The organism is Bacteroides propionicigenes, from assembly GCF_018390535.1.
Lineage (GTDB): Bacteria > Bacteroidota > Bacteroidia > Bacteroidales > Bacteroidaceae > Bacteroides > Bacteroides propionicigenes.
In genome coordinates this window covers 364574-380916 of the sequence record NZ_JAHBBW010000002.1, presented here as the reverse complement: position 1 = coordinate 380916, position 16343 = coordinate 364574, and the positions used below count along the sequence as shown (strand labels likewise).

Here is a 16343-nt window from a genome sequence, read left to right as displayed (position 1 = left end):
ATATGAAAAAGAATATATTCACTTTTTTATCTGCAAGTTGCTTGCTCTTAACAACTTCTTGCGTAGATTTAACCCAAGATCCGCAATCTTTCCTCACAGAGGAAGAATATATACAGTATCCTCAAAATCTGGCAACCGTATCCAAAAGCGTTACCGGTTTATACAATAATCTTTGGTCTGAGAACTATGGTTTTAGCTGTCGTCTGATTCGCTATAATACAGCTGCAGGTGATGTTGTGCCTCAAATAGCAAAACCTAATAACGACATGATTCCTCTGTATAATATGAATCCGGGAGCTGGTACTGTAGTAAAAGACATTACTGCTTTATGGCAAAACTTCTGGAAAGTTATCAACGGAGCCAATAAGATTATTAACGGAACCCCCATTCCGAGTGGAGACGATGCTCCCAAATATAAAGCGGTTGTAGCTGAAGCCAATTTTATGCGTGCATTATCTTATTTCTACCTCGTGCGGATTTTTGGTGACGTACCCAAAGTTACTAATACGGAAGAATCAATCAATTCCACAACTCCACGTATACCTGTCGCCCAAATTTATGAAGAAGTTATCCTTCCTGATTTAGAGATTGCTTGCCGGGATCTCCCTACAACAAGTCGCACAGGTTCAAGTGACACCCCCTCGCAATGGGCTGCAAAAGCCCTGCTGACAGATGTATATATGACAATGGCAGGCTGGCCTTTACATAAAGGGACAGAATACTATGCTAAAGCCGCTACAGTAGCACAGGATATCATAGAACATTCCAAATTAAAATTAACGGATAACTACGCCGATCTTTGGAAAGAAGCTAAAAAAACTGAAGCAAACGAACATATGTTCGCCATACACAATAAAGTAGGTGTTAATCCCAGCCAATATGGGAAATCATTCTTCCCTTCTGATTACTATCCTGCAGGATGGGGTGACTACTTTGCCAGTGCCGATTTTATGGCTGCGTACCCTGATGATGACCGTAAAGCATGTACATTTGAAACGGAATGGTATACAGACAAAGCACAAACCAAATTAATTACTTGGCAACAAAGCGCTAACAAGTTACCATTAATTAAAAAATTCAGAGACTATGATGAAATCCTTAAAAATGGAACCATCAGCCAGTTGTCTAACGGATTAACAACTGTATATCGTTACGCAGATGTATTGCTAATGTATGCAGAAGCTTCTACACTTGCAACCAATACCGTAAATGACCTTGCCAAAGAATGTCTTAAAAACGTACAACTCCGGGCTCACGTTCCTGCTGACCGTGTTACCAATACCACCAATCCGCAAGAATTTGATAAAGCTGTATTTGCCGAACGCGGTTGGGAATTATATGTAGAGGGTAAGCGCTGGTTTGATATCATTCGCCGTGAGAAAGCAGCAGAACTTCGTCCTGACATATATAACAACTCTGTTTATAAAGCTAACGGACATTACTATCTTCCTATACCAATGACCGAAGTAGAAATGGCCGGATGGACTAATAACGCTGGATATTAATGTAACACAAAACTTCTAACCTTACATATTTATTATCAATAATCAACAGATCTTAATCAATTTAACATGCAGGGAGGGAAGAATCGTGAGATTCTTTCCTCTTCTTTTTTATGCCGGAGAAGTTAAATGCTTATCTTTGCACACATGAATGATAATTTACTACCTATCCATTTTGCCCCGCTTCAAGGCTACACAGATGCAGCCTACCGACGAGCACATACCCGCATTTTTGGCGGTATTGACACCTATTACTCCCCTTTCGTACGTGTAGAGCATGGCGAAATCCGTCGTAAAGATGTACGTGATATAGCTCCGGAAAATAATAAGGGAGTATATTTAATTCCTCAATTGATTGCACCGCAGCCGGAGAAACTGGAACAAATAATGTCCCTTTTCATCGAAAATAATTACCAGCATGTAGATATCAATTTAGGATGTCCTTTCCCAATGTTGGCCAAGCGGCATAATGGCGCAGGGATATTACCATATCCCGATGAAATTAAAGAATTGCTGACTGCCGCAACCGGAAAATATCCTCAGATCCATTTTTCCGTCAAGCTCAGATTGGGTTGGGAAAATGCGGATGAATGCCTTGCACTTTTACCTCTGCTGAACTCACTTCCTTTCACACACATAATCCTACATCCGCGTTTAGGAAAACAACAGTATAAAGGAGAGGTGGATTTAAACGGATTTGAAGCGTTTTATAACGGATGTAACAAACCCTTGCTATACAATGGAGATTTGCGTACAACAGAAGATATACAGGTCATTACAGAGCGCTTTCCGAAACTGGCAGGACTTGTCATAGGGCGTGGGCTGCTCGCCAACCCTGCCCTGGCATGGGAATATCAACAAGGAAGACAGCTATCTCCCGATGAAATGGCAGAAAAAGTAAGTCAATTGCATACAGAAGTATATAATAGCTATGAAGAACAGTTGCAAGGCGGAGAAATGCAGTTGCTGATGAAAATGAAAAGTTTTTGGGAATACTTATTGCCCGACGGCAACCGCAAGGCAAAAAAAGCGATACACAAAACCAGTAAACTTGCCAACTATCGAATAGCGGTAAATGAGCTGCTCTCTTCACTCAAATAAACCTCTTTCATTCAAATAAGAAAGGATAAATTCTAAAAGACACCTATCGCTACTTGTGCAAGAAGTATTCAGTCTGCAAAGACCCGTTTTGATGTATATCCTGATTCATTTTGATATACGTCAAAGCGGATTATGATATACATCAAAACAGGGAATATTCTTGGATTCCAATTTGTACTTGTACCCCTTCCACCCTTCCGAACCCTCCTGTTTATACAGGGTAGCGGGTGGAACCCGCTTTTTCTCCCCCAATGACACATCTCAGCTTCCCAAACCTCACACTTCAGCTCCTCAAATGCCTGTGGTTTGCAAGACAAATGTTCGTGGTTACGGGAGCTGAAGTGTGAGGTTTGGGAAGCTGGGATGTGCCATTGGAATTACCGGGATGTGCAGTCTGTGATATGGGGTTCCACCCGCTACCCTGTATAAACAGGAGGGTTCGGAAGGGTGGAAGGGGTACAAGTGCAAATTTTATTCTTACATTAAACAACATCCCCACTAAGTTTTTACTGCCCCCTTTACATATCCGGAATCAAATGTACTTCAGGGCGTATCTGACTTACATGGTGCAGTTTCATCCACTCATTCAGATAAGTACGATGTTGTAAGAGAATATTCTGATACTTCTTCTCTATGGCTAAATTCCGCATTTCCCCACGATCATTCACCATATCATACAGTTGCTCACGATAAAGTCCTTTGTCATACAACACATATTTATAACGTGAAGTACGCAAAGCCCAACCACGGGCAATTCCTTTATCAAATGTGGTTTCAGTAACAACATAAGGTTGATGTACCTGTTGGGAGTCGGCATTTTCCACTAAGGATTTGAAAGAGACGCCATGCAGACCTTCGGGAAGAGAAACTCCCGCCCAATCGCATACAGAAGCAAAGAAATCAACGCCTTCATTAATAAGTTGGGGCATTTCTTTACCGGCATTCTTCTTGCCGGGAAGAGTAACTATCAGAGGAACATTCACAACTTCTTCGTATAGAGCCGACTTCTGATTCCAATGATGCGCTCCTACACCGTCACCATGATCACTCGTAAAAATAACCACTGTATTTTTCCACAAATCCTTTCTGTCAATGACATCAATAACTTTACCAATCTCGGCATCTACTTTTTCAACCAACCGAAAATAAAGGCTGCGATAACGCCGCCAATCATCGGGAGAATAATGACGGGTAGGATAAGCGGAATAATTCAACGTTTGCTCATAGTCGATTACATCGGCATCATAAGGATTGCGAGCAAAATTCAAAGGCAAACCGGGCCATTCATCCTGAGGAAGTTCGGGCAAATTACCGAACGGAAGATTCTGGCTGCGTGCATACTCACAAATGTTGTGAGGATTGTCAAAACCCACCACAAGAAAGAAAGGCTTGGAATGCTTCCGCTCAAGAAAAGAGACGGAAGCCTCAGCCAGTCCGTTATCATTATGCGGATAAATAGTAGAGAAGCCGAACTCTTTATCAGGCATGGAAGGGGTATGCACATGCCATTTTCCGGCATAAGCGCACTCATAACCGGCACGCTGCATCAACCAACCCAAACTGGCGGTACGCAAAGAATCGGCCATAGGCACATTGTTTCGGGAAAGTCCGATTTCGTGAGAAGTATATCCCGTAAACATGGATGCCCTGGAAGGACCGCTTAACGGAGCGGAGCAATAAGCATTTCTAAACAAGATTCCCGCCTGTGCCAAGCGATCCATATTCGGGGTATGCAAATCCGCATTCCCCATACAGCTCATGGCGGAAGCTGTTTGTTGGTCGGTTACAATATAAATAATATTCGGCAAGTCCTTCGCTCCCAGCAAGGAAGGAGTAAAGGCAGTGGCACACAACATGATATTTTTTAGCTCTACCATAACAAAGAGATTTGATTGAAGTTTATTTACGTAATAACTCTACATCGAAGCTTGCAGCATCCTTGCACGTAAAACGGAGTACCGTTTGCTTTTTATCGGCTGAAATAAGTTTGCAGTAAGGTGTTTCCGCAACTTTCCACAAGCCTTTCAATGTAACGGTTACGGGAATTTCCCCACTATCATTATCAATCCACGGACGGGAGTAGATACTCCGCTCAATCCGTTTACCGTCTTTATCAAAAGCCTCATCACTCGGACCGCGATATAAAGCCAAGTCCGGTTGGGAAACGGTCAGTAACAGTTTATCTTTATTGTCACGAATCATTACCAGACAGGAAGTATCCGCCTTTTGCAGCAAACCGTCCGAAGGAAGCGTTTGCGGAGTCTCAAACAATACATAAGAAGTGAGATTATCCGTCAGCGAACGGACAATATGGGCATTCCGGTCTTGTTGAAGAACCTTATAGGAAGGCTTTTTTGCAAATGATTTTAAGGAAGCGGCATCTGTATGGGGCAATACGGCATATTCGTAAGAAGCGCCTTGCGGAGCCTTGCCATGTTGAAGCGTCAAAGAAACCCAATCACCCGAAGTTGGCTTCGTACTGCGTTCACCCACCGTAATCTGCGGGAAATTCTTTTCATATTTGGCACTTGCCATAGAGGCTTTGGAAAGATAATACCCCACCCCGTTCGGGTCGATATAAGTCCGTCCGTCACTTTTGTAGGCATCCCAGTATTTATGGTTTTCAGGAGTGACAGCCGCCAACTGGAAAACGGTGGTCTCCGTAGGAAATTCCGCATTCGTATTTTCAATGTCCGTACCCAAACACACTATCGTGCCATCAAAGAAATGGAAGGACTTACGGGCACGATGCGAACCGTTGTACTTGTCGTGCTCATGCAGTTTCATGCCGAAATTTCCATTCAGGCGTGCCTGAGACAATCCTCCGGCAAAAGCCTCGTCAGAATAAAGCATTTCTTCCATACCGGAGAAAACATCCACATTCAGTACTTTGGCACGCAACTGTTCAAAAGGCAGATGAATGCCGGTCGCTCCCGGAATACGGTTCCAGTCAAAACCGTTCTCCTGCCAGCCGCTCGTAGCAAAAGTTACCATTTCATCGGGTTTTCCCGTTAATATCTGCATACTTCCATGCGCCAGATAACGGCCATAGAAATTGGCTGGAAGATAATGTTCGGCAGCCCACAGATAGCGGGAATGTCCACGTACTACGGCCGCCCAATTATCCCTACGTTGTACAGAAATACAACCATAGCCTAATGCAAGATTACCTTGCGGATCGGGTTCGGGACGGAATCCCTGTGCTTCAAGCAATTCCTTCATTTTCAATTCCTGCCGGGTAGAAGCCTTCGGCAGATAATCAGGAGCATCTTCATCCGGTGTGTTGGCATAAGCTACCAAACGCAGATAGGCAGCAGCCATGTCAGCATCATATTTCTGTTTGCCGTCCGGCGTACCAGCAATAGCCATAGTGGCATACTGGATAGGTATCAACTCCCCTTTGCCGTTGGGATGGCGGCCGGACATGGAAAGCGACCATTGTTTCAAGTTACAATAGAAACGCATGGTAAGCAACACATTCTTTACCGTTTCATGTGCCAGTTCGGACAACTTGAACTCAGTACCGCTCAGTAAATAAATCATACTGGTAGCCCCGTCCAAGCCTCCTACCGCATAGGCCGGATAATTGTTGCGATGATGAAAACAAGCTCCGTCTTTCTTGAAAGAGCCCGCCAGTCCCGGTGCCGGACGGCAACCGTAGTCCAGCCAGCGGGAGAAAGAACGCAGATATTGCAGTTTTTCCGGGGTATCCTCCATTATCAGAATACTGGCAATACGTCCTTGCAGTTTAGTATTGAAAGTATCTATATCGATACCCGTTTCCGTAGGTTTGGGATATACCTCGTTTGTAATGGCGTACCAATTCAGTGTGCGTTCGGCATCCTCCAACTTACCGGCCTCACGCAGTACATCCTTCATCAGGAAATAAGACACAAAGAGCCCGCGCATACTGTAACCATAATGGTGGATATTTCCCCAGCAACTGCCATATGCAACACCTTGGTCGGTAATATGGTCGTACATAGCAAGAAACTTCTGTTTCAGTTCATCCCTTACGGCAGTATCCAAAGCATTGTTGTAAGCTATGGCAATACGCTTCATCAGGTTAAAATATTCACTCATTTCCATACCCAATCGGGTAAACATATCCTTGTCCCAATTAGGTATCATGCGTTCATAAGCCTCTGCCTGACGAACCATAAAGATAGGTAAACCGGTTACTTTCCCATCCTTATAGGCAATCTTATAGAAATCAAATTTCTTACGAATACCCTCCAACTCTTTATCGGTAAATTTGGAAGGCGTATAAAGCATATCTCTGAAACGTTTCTCTATGACCCGTATTTCCTGTTTCTGCGTATCGCTCACGGGAGCCAAAGCGATATCCGGCTTCCACAAAGAATGCTCGTAAATGACAAGCCAGTGGTTGGTAGTCCCTTTATTGACGAAAGGCACTTGCACATCGGCGGTCTGTTGGCGGGCATCCACTTTGCTGGCAGGTATGATATGGTCCAGATATAACTTGCCTTCAGTATCGGGAGCAATGATACGTATTTCATTCATTCCCTCTTCCGGTGTTCCTTCCATATCACGTTCATAGCACACCCATGCCGCACGCCAACCGGTAAAATTGATTCCGAATGGGAAAGAAGTGCATTTCTTCCCGTCCTTCAAGAACTCAAATTCTATCTTTTTGTCTTGTGCCTCTTCATTGTACACCCATACAATGAAAGCGGAAAGATATGTGTCTTTCCCGGTAGAATCTTTCTTCTCGAACTTCAGGTCTTTCTTGATAGACAACACAGCACCCGGATTAAAAGTCCAGCTCAAGCTGTGCAGCCCGTCTTTATAATGTTCCTCACTGATATCCAAACGGGATTTCGTTCCCGAAATAAACGCCGGTATTTGTTGGTCTTCAAAAGAAAGCAGTTTTTCGTTTTTTACTACTTGAGCTTCCGTATGTACCGGTAACAAAGTTCCGAGGAGTACTCCTACTCCCATTGTCCATTTACTAAATTGCATCATGTTCATTCATTTAAGGTTACTATACCGTTTACAAAGAAAGCCCTCTTTCGGGAAACAAAGAGACATAAATCGTACAGAAGAGGTCTAAAAATGTCATAGTATACGGAGTACAAAGGAATGACAGGATAATAATGAAAAATGTGCATGTTGACACATTCATTCTCTTTTAATATAGAAACCGGCTAAGCTAAGGGTGAAGTTCTTCGAAAGTTTTATTTTCTTCCTGCATCGTGCGGACGGTCTCCTCCAATTCACTGATAGGTAAATCAAAATTATACCAATCATTATAACAATCGGTGACATACCATTTGCCGTCTACCAACTCGAAAACCACGCGAAGCGACGGTTCCGACTCATCGTATCCCGCTTCAAACTCTTTATGCGCCGGTTCATTACGGGTAAAGCGGGAAATATAGACTCCCCCTTCCTCTTCCGTAATCCGCCCTTCTTTCAGAGTTTCACTATCCAGCAATGCCCATTTATCGCGGGTAAAGGGAAATGTTTGCTCCGTTTCGCCATCGTCTTTCAACAGGACAATGGGAGATTTCAAAGGGAATTTGATACGGGAATACTGAAATGAAGCACTGGACGTGAATTTCTGGAGAAACGTCTTGAAATCCTCCCCGGCTGCCAGACTGTTAAAAGTCGATAGCATAAGCGCCGTACACAGACAAAAAACAAAGTAAATTGCCTTCATATAGATACGAATTATTTCGATTCAGAATGCAAATATACAACAAGTCAAGAATTTACAATGAAAAGCTGACAGGAATTTATACCTACTGTCGCTTACTCCGCAAATACTCATATCCGAAGCGGCAACGCAGGCAATCTTTCTTGTCGCAATACTCCTTCTGAAGCTGGAGCAAGGCTTGTGAATCTGCCGCTGTATAGACGGGCAACCCTGCACCGCTCCATAAGCGGGTAACATGATTATTCTCGGCTTTCAACGCTTCAAGAAAACGGGTGGCACGATCACAAAGCTCCTCATCTGCCTTATGCATTCCGTAAGCATAAAGAAAAGGAATGACGGTGTTGATGAGAATCAGATTCAAAGCATTCTCTCCCAACCGTTTTTCTTGGTGAGGAGAGGACTTTTTAAATGTAAAATGCTCTTCCCAATAAGTTGAGGTCTGTGCCGACAATATTTTCTTTACACTCTCCGGTGCTTCGGCCGCCATGACGCGTGAAAATAAAGACTGTTCTTTATGATACAGCCAGGCAAGCTGGGCCAAACGCACATGAGGGAAATTGCCGGGACGCAGGCGCAGAAAACGCCACAGACTATCGGACATGGGATCAGGCAATGTAAACTTATGCCGCAAATAATGAAATTCTTTCCGAAGTTTCTGATAGTAATCATCCTCTTGCCATTCTTCTTCCAAAAGTCCCGCCTGCCCTAAGAAGAACGCCTCTACCTGAAAAAGGCTGTCCCGATGTTTGTCCACCGCACGGAACGGCAAGTGATTGGCCCATGCTTCAAAAGCATCGCCATTCAATCCGAAGCCAAAATTACGGGCAAGAGTAATAAAGAATACGTCCTCCCAATGATTATTGCAACACTCCAAACGGGCGGCAATGGCCTGTGCTTTCTGTTCAAAACGTTCTACCTGCAAAGCCGACAGCCAAGAATGAACAGTCAGTTTCGGCAGGGAATCAAGGACGGAGTAGCAAGGAGGGTATATTTCTGCCTGTTGCAACTCATTATAACGCTGACGGACATTGTCCGGACAGTGCAATAATAGCTGAGGGACAATATCACCGTTGGCATGATGTACCTCGCAATCCGAATCGCCCACCACATGCAGGATAACATTATCATAGGCTCTATCCCGTTCGTGTCCATGACGAAACCAGTCCGATGCCCGCGTATGTAACTCGACGTTACCTACCCAAAGCGTACCGTCTATTTTTAATTTCGCGTTAAAGAAGTCGGGGCCTGCATTCATATTCGGCAAACCGGGATCTATCACTTCGACCGGCTGTCCGGAGGTCGTCTGGAGTGACATTAAAGGAAATATCTTATGCTTCCAGACGTAATGCAGCAATTGTTCCATTGTTAACAAGACGTTAATGTTGTGCGCAAATGTAAGAAAAAGATTACCTTTGCGACGTATAGTTTGTTGATAAACTGAATAAAAACCAAAGAAACAATGAAAATAGCATTAATCGGTTACGGAAAAATGGGCAAGGAGATTGAGAAAATTGCCTTGAGCCGCGGACACGAAATTGTCAGCATCATCGATATTAATAATCAGGAGGATTTTGAATCGGCCGCATTCAAGAGCGCCGACGTCGCCATAGAGTTTACCAATCCAATGGTAGCCTATAACAATTATATGAAAACTTTCAAGGCCGGCGTAAAATTAGTTTCGGGTAGTACGGGCTGGCTGGAGGAGCACGGCGAAGAGGTCAGGAAACTCTGTACCGAAGGCGGCAAAACACTGTTCTGGTCATCAAACTTCAGTTTGGGAGTAGCCATATTCTCGGCTGTCAACAAATATCTGGCAAAAATTATGAACCGTTTCCCCGCTTACGACGTAACGATGAGCGAAACGCACCACATACATAAACTGGATGCCCCAAGCGGAACTGCCATTACCCTTGCCGAGGGAATTTTGGAAAACCTCGACCGCAAAGACCGTTGGGTAAAAGGCACACTGCAAGCACCGGACGGAAGCGTATCGGGTTCTGCCGAATGTGCAACCGATGAACTGCCTGTCAGCTCCATCCGCGAAGGAGAAGTTCCGGGTATTCACTGCATCCGTTATGATTCCGAGGCAGACAGTATCACCATTACCCATGATGCCAAAAACCGCAGCGGCTTTGCCTTAGGAGCTGTATTGGCTGCAGAATATACAGCCGACAAGCAAGGATTCTTAGGTATGAGCGATTTATTCCCATTTTTAAAATAAAGTATTATGAGAAAAGCAACACGCGCCCAATGGATTAAGTTCGGCATAATTACCTTACTCTACCTTGTTTTCCTTGTTTGGGTAAAAAGTTGGTGGGGAGTGATTATTGTTCCTTTCATATTCGACATCTATATCAGTAAGAAGATACCTTGGGGGTTTTGGAAGACATCCAAGAATCCGGCAGTACGCAGCATTATGAGTTGGGTGGATGCCATTGTCTTCGCTTTAGTAGCGGTCTACTTTGTAAACATCTACATATTCCAGAACTATCAGATACCCTCATCTTCACTGGAGAAATCATTGCTGGTAGGCGACTTCCTTTACGTAAGCAAGATGAGTTACGGTCCGCGCGTGCCGAATACCCCGCTCTCCATGCCACTGGCGCAACATACACTGCCGATATTCAACACCAAATCGTACATTGAATGGCCGCAATGGAAATATAAACGTGTACCGGGTTTCGGAAAAGTAAAGCTGAACGATATTGTCGTGTTCAACTTTCCGGCAGGCGATACGGTAGCACTCAACAGGCAGCAAGAAGATTTCTACAGCCTGGCTTATAGGGAAGGACAACGTGTTTATCCCAATAAAATCAATATGGACAGCCTGACGCGTGACCAACAGCGTACCGTCTACGACCTTTACTACAATGCCGGCCGTAATCTGATCCGTACCAACCCGCAAATGTATGGTGATATTGTAGTACGTCCTGTGGACCGCCGCGAGAATTATGTAAAGCGCTGTGTCGGTTTGCCGGGAGACACCCTGCAGATAAAGGATACACAAGTGTACATCGACGGAAAAGCCATTGAGAATCCGGAAGATATGCAGCTCAACTATTTTGTGCAGACCACAGGTCCGTACATACCGGAAGATATGTTCCGCGAACTGGGCATCAGCAATGACGACCAAATACTGATGACCGATGACTTCAATTATGAGGAAGGACTTATGCAGATGGGGCTGGACCGCCGTGATGCCCAAGGCAGGCTGACCCCCGTTTATCACTTGCCTCTTACAAAAAGAATGTACGATACGCTTATCGGTAACAAAAAGCTAATCAGCCGTATTATTATGGAGCCGGAAAACCTGTCAGGACAGATGTATCCGCAAAATCTCTACACCAAGTGGACGCGAGACAACTACGGTCCTATATGGATACCGGAAAAAGGCGCTACCGTTACCTTGACCAAAGACAATTTACCGATTTACGAACGTTGTATCGTTGCCTATGAAGGCAATACACTGGAGCAAAAAACGGACGGCATCTATATCAACGGACAAAAAACGGATACCTACACTTTCAAGCTGGATTATTACTGGATGATGGGCGATAACCGCCACAATTCTCTCGATTCCCGTTATTGGGGCTTTGTACCGGAAGACCACGTGGTAGGCAAACCTATCGTCGTTTGGCTGTCGTTAGACAAGGACCGCGGCTGGTTTGACGGAAAAATCCGTTGGAACCGAATCTTCAAATGGGTACATTAATACAGTGATTAAGGGTTAGCGGTTGGTACACACCATGAGAGGAAGGAACTGGAAGATTGCAGCTACTATAACAGGAGTGATACTGATAGTGGTATTACTCCGGGGCTGTGTTGCGACTTCCTATTTAATACCTTCCTCAGGAATGGAAAATTCACTGTACCGCGGTGAACGTATCTTAGTAAACAAATGGAGCTACGGACTACGGCTTCCTTTCATGAGTTTATGGGGATATCAGCGTTGGGCAGACAAGTCTGTGCACAAGGATGATATTCTTGTATTCAATAATCCCGCCAACCTTTCACAAGCAACAATCGATCAAAGAGAAGTATTTATCAGCCGTTGCTTGGGGATACCGGGAGACACCTTGTTGGTAGATTCTCTTTTTTCCGTAATTCCTTCGGAAAAGAATGCCCCGGACCAGAAGTTCCTTTATACGTATCCACGGAAAAAGGAAAGACAGTTGGACTCCTTGCTCACCATTCTTTCCATCTGCCCCAACGTGTTGCTGGGGCAAGATACAGCAAAGAATGTACGCAGTTTCAGCAGATATGAGTATTATCTATTAGAACAGGCCTTAGGAACCAATAATTGGATAGAGCCAGCCGATACAGAAGATTCTGTTGAAGTACTGAAACCACTCATCATCCCCGGCAAAGGAAAAGCCGTGCGCGTGTACCCCTGGAATATGACACTACTACGAAATACGTTGGTATTGCATGAAAAGAAACAGGCAGAAATCAAAAATGACACATTATATATCGAAGGAAAACCTGTACAGCATTGTTACTTTACGAAAGATTACTATTGGGTTGGCGCCAATAATTCCATAAATCTGTCAGACTCTCGCTTGTTCGGTCTTGTACCGAAAGACCATATTATCGGTAAAGCAGCCGTCATATGGTTTTCTAAAGAACAAGGAACGGGGCTTTTCAATGGATATCGTTGGAATAGAATGTGGAAAAGAGTGAGGTGATTTTTTAATTTTTAATTTTTAATTCTCAATTTAAATGACTGTCTATCTTTCTTCCGCCTATCTGGCTCCGGTTGAGTATTATACAAAATTGCTGGTATATGAGCAAGTGTATATCGAACAACACGACCATTATATCAAGCAAACCTATCGTAACCGCTGCACTATTGCCGCACCGGACGGAGAACTCGCCCTTTCCATTCCCACTGTCAAACCCGACACTCTAAAATGTCCTATGCGCGACATCCGTATCTCCGACCATGGGAATTGGCGCCATCTGCATTGGAATGCCATTGAATCGGCATACAACCATACACCTTTCTTTGAATATTACAAAGATGACTTCCGTCCTTTTTATGAAAAGAAATATGAGTTTTTAGCCGATTTTAACGAAGAACTCTGCCGCCTTATCTGTTCACTGATAGATATACAACCCGTCATAGGACGTACCTCAGAATATAAAACCGAGTTCGATTCCGACGAGAAAGATTTCCGCGAGCGCATTCATCCTAAGAAAGATTTCCGTCTGGAAGATCCGGAATTCTTTCCGCAACCTTACTACCAAGTATTCCAAGAGAGGCTCGGTTTCTTGCCTAATCTCAGTATTATCGATTTACTGTTCAATATGGGACCGGAGAGCTTACTGGTGTTGCAGCAAAGTAACAGACAGAACTATCAATAACTTGACATAATTCATATAACTAACTTTTAATTAATTAACAAACTCAATCATGAAAAACTTATTCGACATTAAAAACAAAGTAATCGTCATTACAGGCGGTTGCGGTATCCTGGGGAGAAACATCGCCAACTATCTGGCCGAACAAGGAGCTAAAATCGTAGTTTTAGATCGTACGGAAGAAATTGGCAAGGAACTGGAAGCCGAACTTAACCAAAAGTCTGAAGCCTTGTTCCTCGTAACCGACGTACTGAATAAAGAAGTGCTGGAAGAAAATAAGAAAGCCATACTTGAACGCTTCGGCACTATCGACGTACTGTTGAACGCTGCAGGAGGCAATATGCCGGGTGCTACCATTGCTCCGGACAAGACCGTACTCGATCTGGATGTAGACGCATTCCGCAAAGTGGTAGATTTGAACCTTTTCGGCACAGTACTTCCTACCATGGTATTCGTAGATGTCATGGCAAAGAACAAGAAAGGCGCTATCGTTAACTTCTGTTCCGAATCGGCTCTCCGTCCGCTGACGCGTGTAGTAGGTTATGGCTCTGCCAAAGCCGCCATCGGCAACTATACCCGCTATATGGCAACCGAGTTAGCTACCAAATTCAGTCCCGAGCTCCGTGTTAATGCCATTGTTCCGGGCTTTCTGTTGACCAATCAAAACCGTGCGTTGTTGACCAATCCCGACGGCTCGTACACAGACCGTGCAAAGACCATAATCGCCCACACTCCATGCGGACGCTTTGCCGAACCGGAAGAACTCTTCGGAACCATCCACTACCTTATCAGTGATGCTTCCAGCTTCGTTACCGGAGCACTTTCAGTGGTAGACGGAGGCTTCGACGCTTTCTCCATTTAACTATAAAAGAATCAATTGTAAATCGTAAAAGTAATAAATACTATGATACTTTGTGAACAAACATGGCGTTGGTATGGTCCTAACGACCCTATCAGCTTATGGGATATCAAACAAACCGGAGCTACCGGCATCGTGAACGCCTTGCACCACATACCCAACGGCGAAGTATGGACAGTGGAAGAAATCATGAAACGAAAAGAAATGATTGAAGCCGTCGGACTGCGCTGGTCTGTCGTTGAAAGCGTACCCGTACACGAACACATCAAAACCCAAACCGGAGACTTCCAAAAATATATAGATAACTATAAGGAAAGCCTCCGCAACCTTGGCAAATGTGGTGTAAACATCGTTACCTACAACTTTATGCCCGTATTGGACTGGACTCGTACTGACCTTGCCTACGAGCTTCCCGATGGTAGCCGCGCTTTGCGTTTTGAGCGTGCCGCCTTCATTGCTTTCGACCTCTTCCTACTGAAACGTCCCGGTGCGGAAGCCGATTACACCGATGAAGAAAAGGCCAAAGCCAAAGTCCGCTTTGAACAGATGACGGAAGATGACAAGCAATTGCTTGTACGCAATATGATTGCCGGTCTGCCCGGTTCGGAAGAGAGCTTCACACTGGAACAGTTCCAGAAAGAACTGGACCGTTACAAAAACATCACTCCCGAGAAACTGCGCGCCAACCTGATTTATTTCCTCAGCGAGATTTGTCCCGTTGCCGATGAAGCCGGTGTTGAGTTGGTAATTCATCCGGACGATCCCCCCTGTTCAATTCTGGGATTGCCGCGTATCATGAGTTGCGGAGCCGACTTCCAGGCTTTGATTGACGCTGTCCCCAACAAGAGCAACGGCCTGTGCCTGTGTACCGGTTCACTGGGTGTAAGTAGCGCCAATGACTGCGCAGCCTTAATGGAACAATTTGGCGACCGCATCAACTTTGTACATCTCCGTAGTACACAACGTGATGAAGAAGGCAATTTCTATGAAGCCAACCATCTGGAGGGCAACGTTGATATGTATCACGTAATGAAGGCTTTCCTCGAACTGCAGCAACGCCGTAAAGTCTCCATTCCGATGCGTCCCGACCACGGACACCAAATGGTAGACGACTTAAAAAAGAAGACTAATCCGGGATATTCCTGCATCGGCCGTCTCAGGGGGCTGGCAGAACTAAGAGGACTGGAAATGGGTATTGCGAAATCGTTGCTATGAAACTAAAAGTTTAAAGTACTCATTACTATGCTGAAAATTCAAACTCCCAACGGTGAAAACAGAGTTTTGCTACATTCCTGTTGTGCTCCCTGTTCCTCTGCCATCATAGAATGTATGCTGTCAAACGGCATCTGCCCAACTGTGTTTTATTGTAATCCCAACATTTATCCGAAAGAGGAGTATGAAATAAGAAAACAGGAAGCCATTCGCTTTGTAACATCTCAAAACCTCGATTTCATCGATGCAGATTACAACTACACCCATTGGCGGAATACCATGCTGGGGCTGGAAGATGAACCGGAACGTGGCGGCCGTTGCCTGAAGTGCTTCACACTACGCCTGACGGAAACGGCACACTATGCTTCCGAGCATGGCTTTTCTGTTTTTACCACCACCCTTGCATCTTCGCGCTGGAAAAGCCTCGATCAGATAAACGAAGCGGGAAGACGGGCAGCCACCCTTTATCCCGGTACAATCTTTTGGGAACAGAACTGGCGAAAAGGCGGATTACAAGAACGTCGCAACCGTCTCCTCAAAGAGTATGACTTCTATAACCAACTATACTGCGGCTGCGAATTCAGCATGAAACGATTGGAACAACCTGAAGAAAATAAATAGAGAAGAT

At 44.7% G+C, this 16343-nt stretch carries 13 protein-coding genes; 9 read left to right on the top strand and 4 right to left on the bottom strand.

All coding sequences use genetic code 11. The annotated features are described in order from the left end of the window. Window positions 1-2: 2 nt before the first annotated feature. Window positions 3-1505 carry a RagB/SusD family nutrient uptake outer membrane protein gene (locus tag KG118_RS04365; RefSeq protein WP_117710541.1) on the top strand — a complete coding sequence of 501 codons (1503 nt, stop codon included), beginning with the start codon at window positions 3-5 and terminating at the stop codon, window positions 1503-1505. Between the two features lie 144 nt (window positions 1506-1649). Beyond that, entirely contained in the window at window positions 1650-2603 is a 954-nt protein-coding gene (locus tag KG118_RS04360) for a tRNA-dihydrouridine synthase family protein (protein WP_117710540.1), read from the top strand. A 518-nt stretch (window positions 2604-3121) separates the two neighbouring features. On the opposite strand, the gene KG118_RS04355 is transcribed toward KG118_RS04360, so the two are convergent. The 4 genes from KG118_RS04355 to KG118_RS04340 form a co-directional block, all read right to left on the bottom strand. Beyond that, window positions 3122-4480, bottom strand: a complete 1359-nt coding sequence (locus tag KG118_RS04355; RefSeq protein WP_117710539.1) for a sulfatase family protein — start codon at window positions 4478-4480, stop codon at window positions 3122-3124. Between the two features lie 22 nt (window positions 4481-4502). Then, on the bottom strand, window positions 4503-7589 hold the full coding sequence (locus KG118_RS04350) for a chondroitinase family polysaccharide lyase (RefSeq protein WP_117710602.1): 3087 nt from the start codon (window positions 7587-7589) through the stop codon (window positions 4503-4505). Between the two features lie 187 nt (window positions 7590-7776). Further along, window positions 7777-8286, bottom strand: coding sequence for a DUF4348 domain-containing protein (locus KG118_RS04345; protein WP_117710538.1), 510 nt, complete (start codon window positions 8284-8286; stop codon window positions 7777-7779). A gap of 82 nt (window positions 8287-8368) precedes the next feature. Then, window positions 8369-9646 carry a DUF2851 family protein gene (locus tag KG118_RS04340; protein WP_117710537.1) on the bottom strand — a complete coding sequence of 426 codons (1278 nt, stop codon included), beginning with the start codon at window positions 9644-9646 and terminating at the stop codon, window positions 8369-8371. A 96-nt stretch (window positions 9647-9742) separates the two neighbouring features. Between KG118_RS04340 and dapB the strand changes: the two genes are divergently transcribed. The 7 genes from dapB to KG118_RS04305 are packed head-to-tail and all read left to right on the top strand — an operon-like array spanning window position 9743 to window position 16336. After that, window positions 9743-10504 (top strand): 4-hydroxy-tetrahydrodipicolinate reductase, encoded by a 762-nt coding sequence (gene dapB / locus KG118_RS04335; protein WP_117710536.1) that lies wholly within the window; start codon window positions 9743-9745, stop codon window positions 10502-10504. A 6-nt stretch (window positions 10505-10510) separates the two neighbouring features. Further along, window positions 10511-11995, top strand: coding sequence for a signal peptidase I (gene lepB / locus KG118_RS04330; RefSeq protein ID WP_117710535.1), 1485 nt, complete (start codon window positions 10511-10513; stop codon window positions 11993-11995). 34 nt (window positions 11996-12029) lie between these two features. Continuing rightward, window positions 12030-12968, top strand: a complete 939-nt coding sequence (gene lepB, locus KG118_RS04325; RefSeq protein WP_117710534.1) for a signal peptidase I — start codon at window positions 12030-12032, stop codon at window positions 12966-12968. A 34-nt stretch (window positions 12969-13002) separates the two neighbouring features. Continuing rightward, on the top strand, window positions 13003-13647 hold the full coding sequence (locus KG118_RS04320) for a WbqC family protein (RefSeq protein WP_117710533.1): 645 nt from the start codon (window positions 13003-13005) through the stop codon (window positions 13645-13647). 49 nt (window positions 13648-13696) lie between these two features. Continuing rightward, complete coding sequence (locus KG118_RS04315; protein WP_117710532.1) at window positions 13697-14506, top strand: SDR family oxidoreductase; 810 nt, start codon at window positions 13697-13699, stop codon at window positions 14504-14506. Window positions 14507-14548: 42 nt separating this feature from the next. Then, entirely contained in the window at window positions 14549-15718 is a 1170-nt protein-coding gene (uxuA, locus tag KG118_RS04310; protein WP_117710531.1) for a mannonate dehydratase, read from the top strand. 27 nt (window positions 15719-15745) lie between these two features. Beyond that, window positions 15746-16336 (top strand): epoxyqueuosine reductase QueH, encoded by a 591-nt coding sequence (locus KG118_RS04305; RefSeq protein ID WP_117710530.1) that lies wholly within the window; start codon window positions 15746-15748, stop codon window positions 16334-16336. Window positions 16337-16343: the final 7 nt, after the last annotated feature.

Excerpts from the sequence above, each read along its gene's own strand:
- KG118_RS04365 (WP_117710541.1), top strand. The coding sequence starts at position 3 with ATGAAAAAGAATATATTCACTTTTTTATCTGCAAGTTGCTTGCTCTTA.
- KG118_RS04360 (WP_117710540.1), top strand. The coding sequence starts at position 1,650 with ATGAATGATAATTTACTACCTATCCATTTTGCCCCGCTTCAAGGCTAC.
- KG118_RS04355 (WP_117710539.1), bottom strand. The coding sequence starts at position 4,480 with ATGGTAGAGCTAAAAAATATCATGTTGTGTGCCACTGCCTTTACTCCT.
- KG118_RS04350 (WP_117710602.1), bottom strand. The coding sequence starts at position 7,589 with ATGATGCAATTTAGTAAATGGACAATGGGAGTAGGAGTACTCCTCGGA.
- KG118_RS04345 (WP_117710538.1), bottom strand. The coding sequence starts at position 8,286 with ATGAAGGCAATTTACTTTGTTTTTTGTCTGTGTACGGCGCTTATGCTA.
- KG118_RS04340 (WP_117710537.1), bottom strand. The coding sequence starts at position 9,646 with ATGGAACAATTGCTGCATTACGTCTGGAAGCATAAGATATTTCCTTTA.
- dapB (WP_117710536.1), top strand. The coding sequence starts at position 9,743 with ATGAAAATAGCATTAATCGGTTACGGAAAAATGGGCAAGGAGATTGAG.
- lepB (WP_117710535.1), top strand. The coding sequence starts at position 10,511 with ATGAGAAAAGCAACACGCGCCCAATGGATTAAGTTCGGCATAATTACC.
- lepB (WP_117710534.1), top strand. The coding sequence starts at position 12,030 with ATGAGAGGAAGGAACTGGAAGATTGCAGCTACTATAACAGGAGTGATA.
- KG118_RS04320 (WP_117710533.1), top strand. The coding sequence starts at position 13,003 with ATGACTGTCTATCTTTCTTCCGCCTATCTGGCTCCGGTTGAGTATTAT.
- KG118_RS04315 (WP_117710532.1), top strand. The coding sequence starts at position 13,697 with ATGAAAAACTTATTCGACATTAAAAACAAAGTAATCGTCATTACAGGC.
- uxuA (WP_117710531.1), top strand. The coding sequence starts at position 14,549 with ATGATACTTTGTGAACAAACATGGCGTTGGTATGGTCCTAACGACCCT.
- KG118_RS04305 (WP_117710530.1), top strand. The coding sequence starts at position 15,746 with ATGCTGAAAATTCAAACTCCCAACGGTGAAAACAGAGTTTTGCTACAT.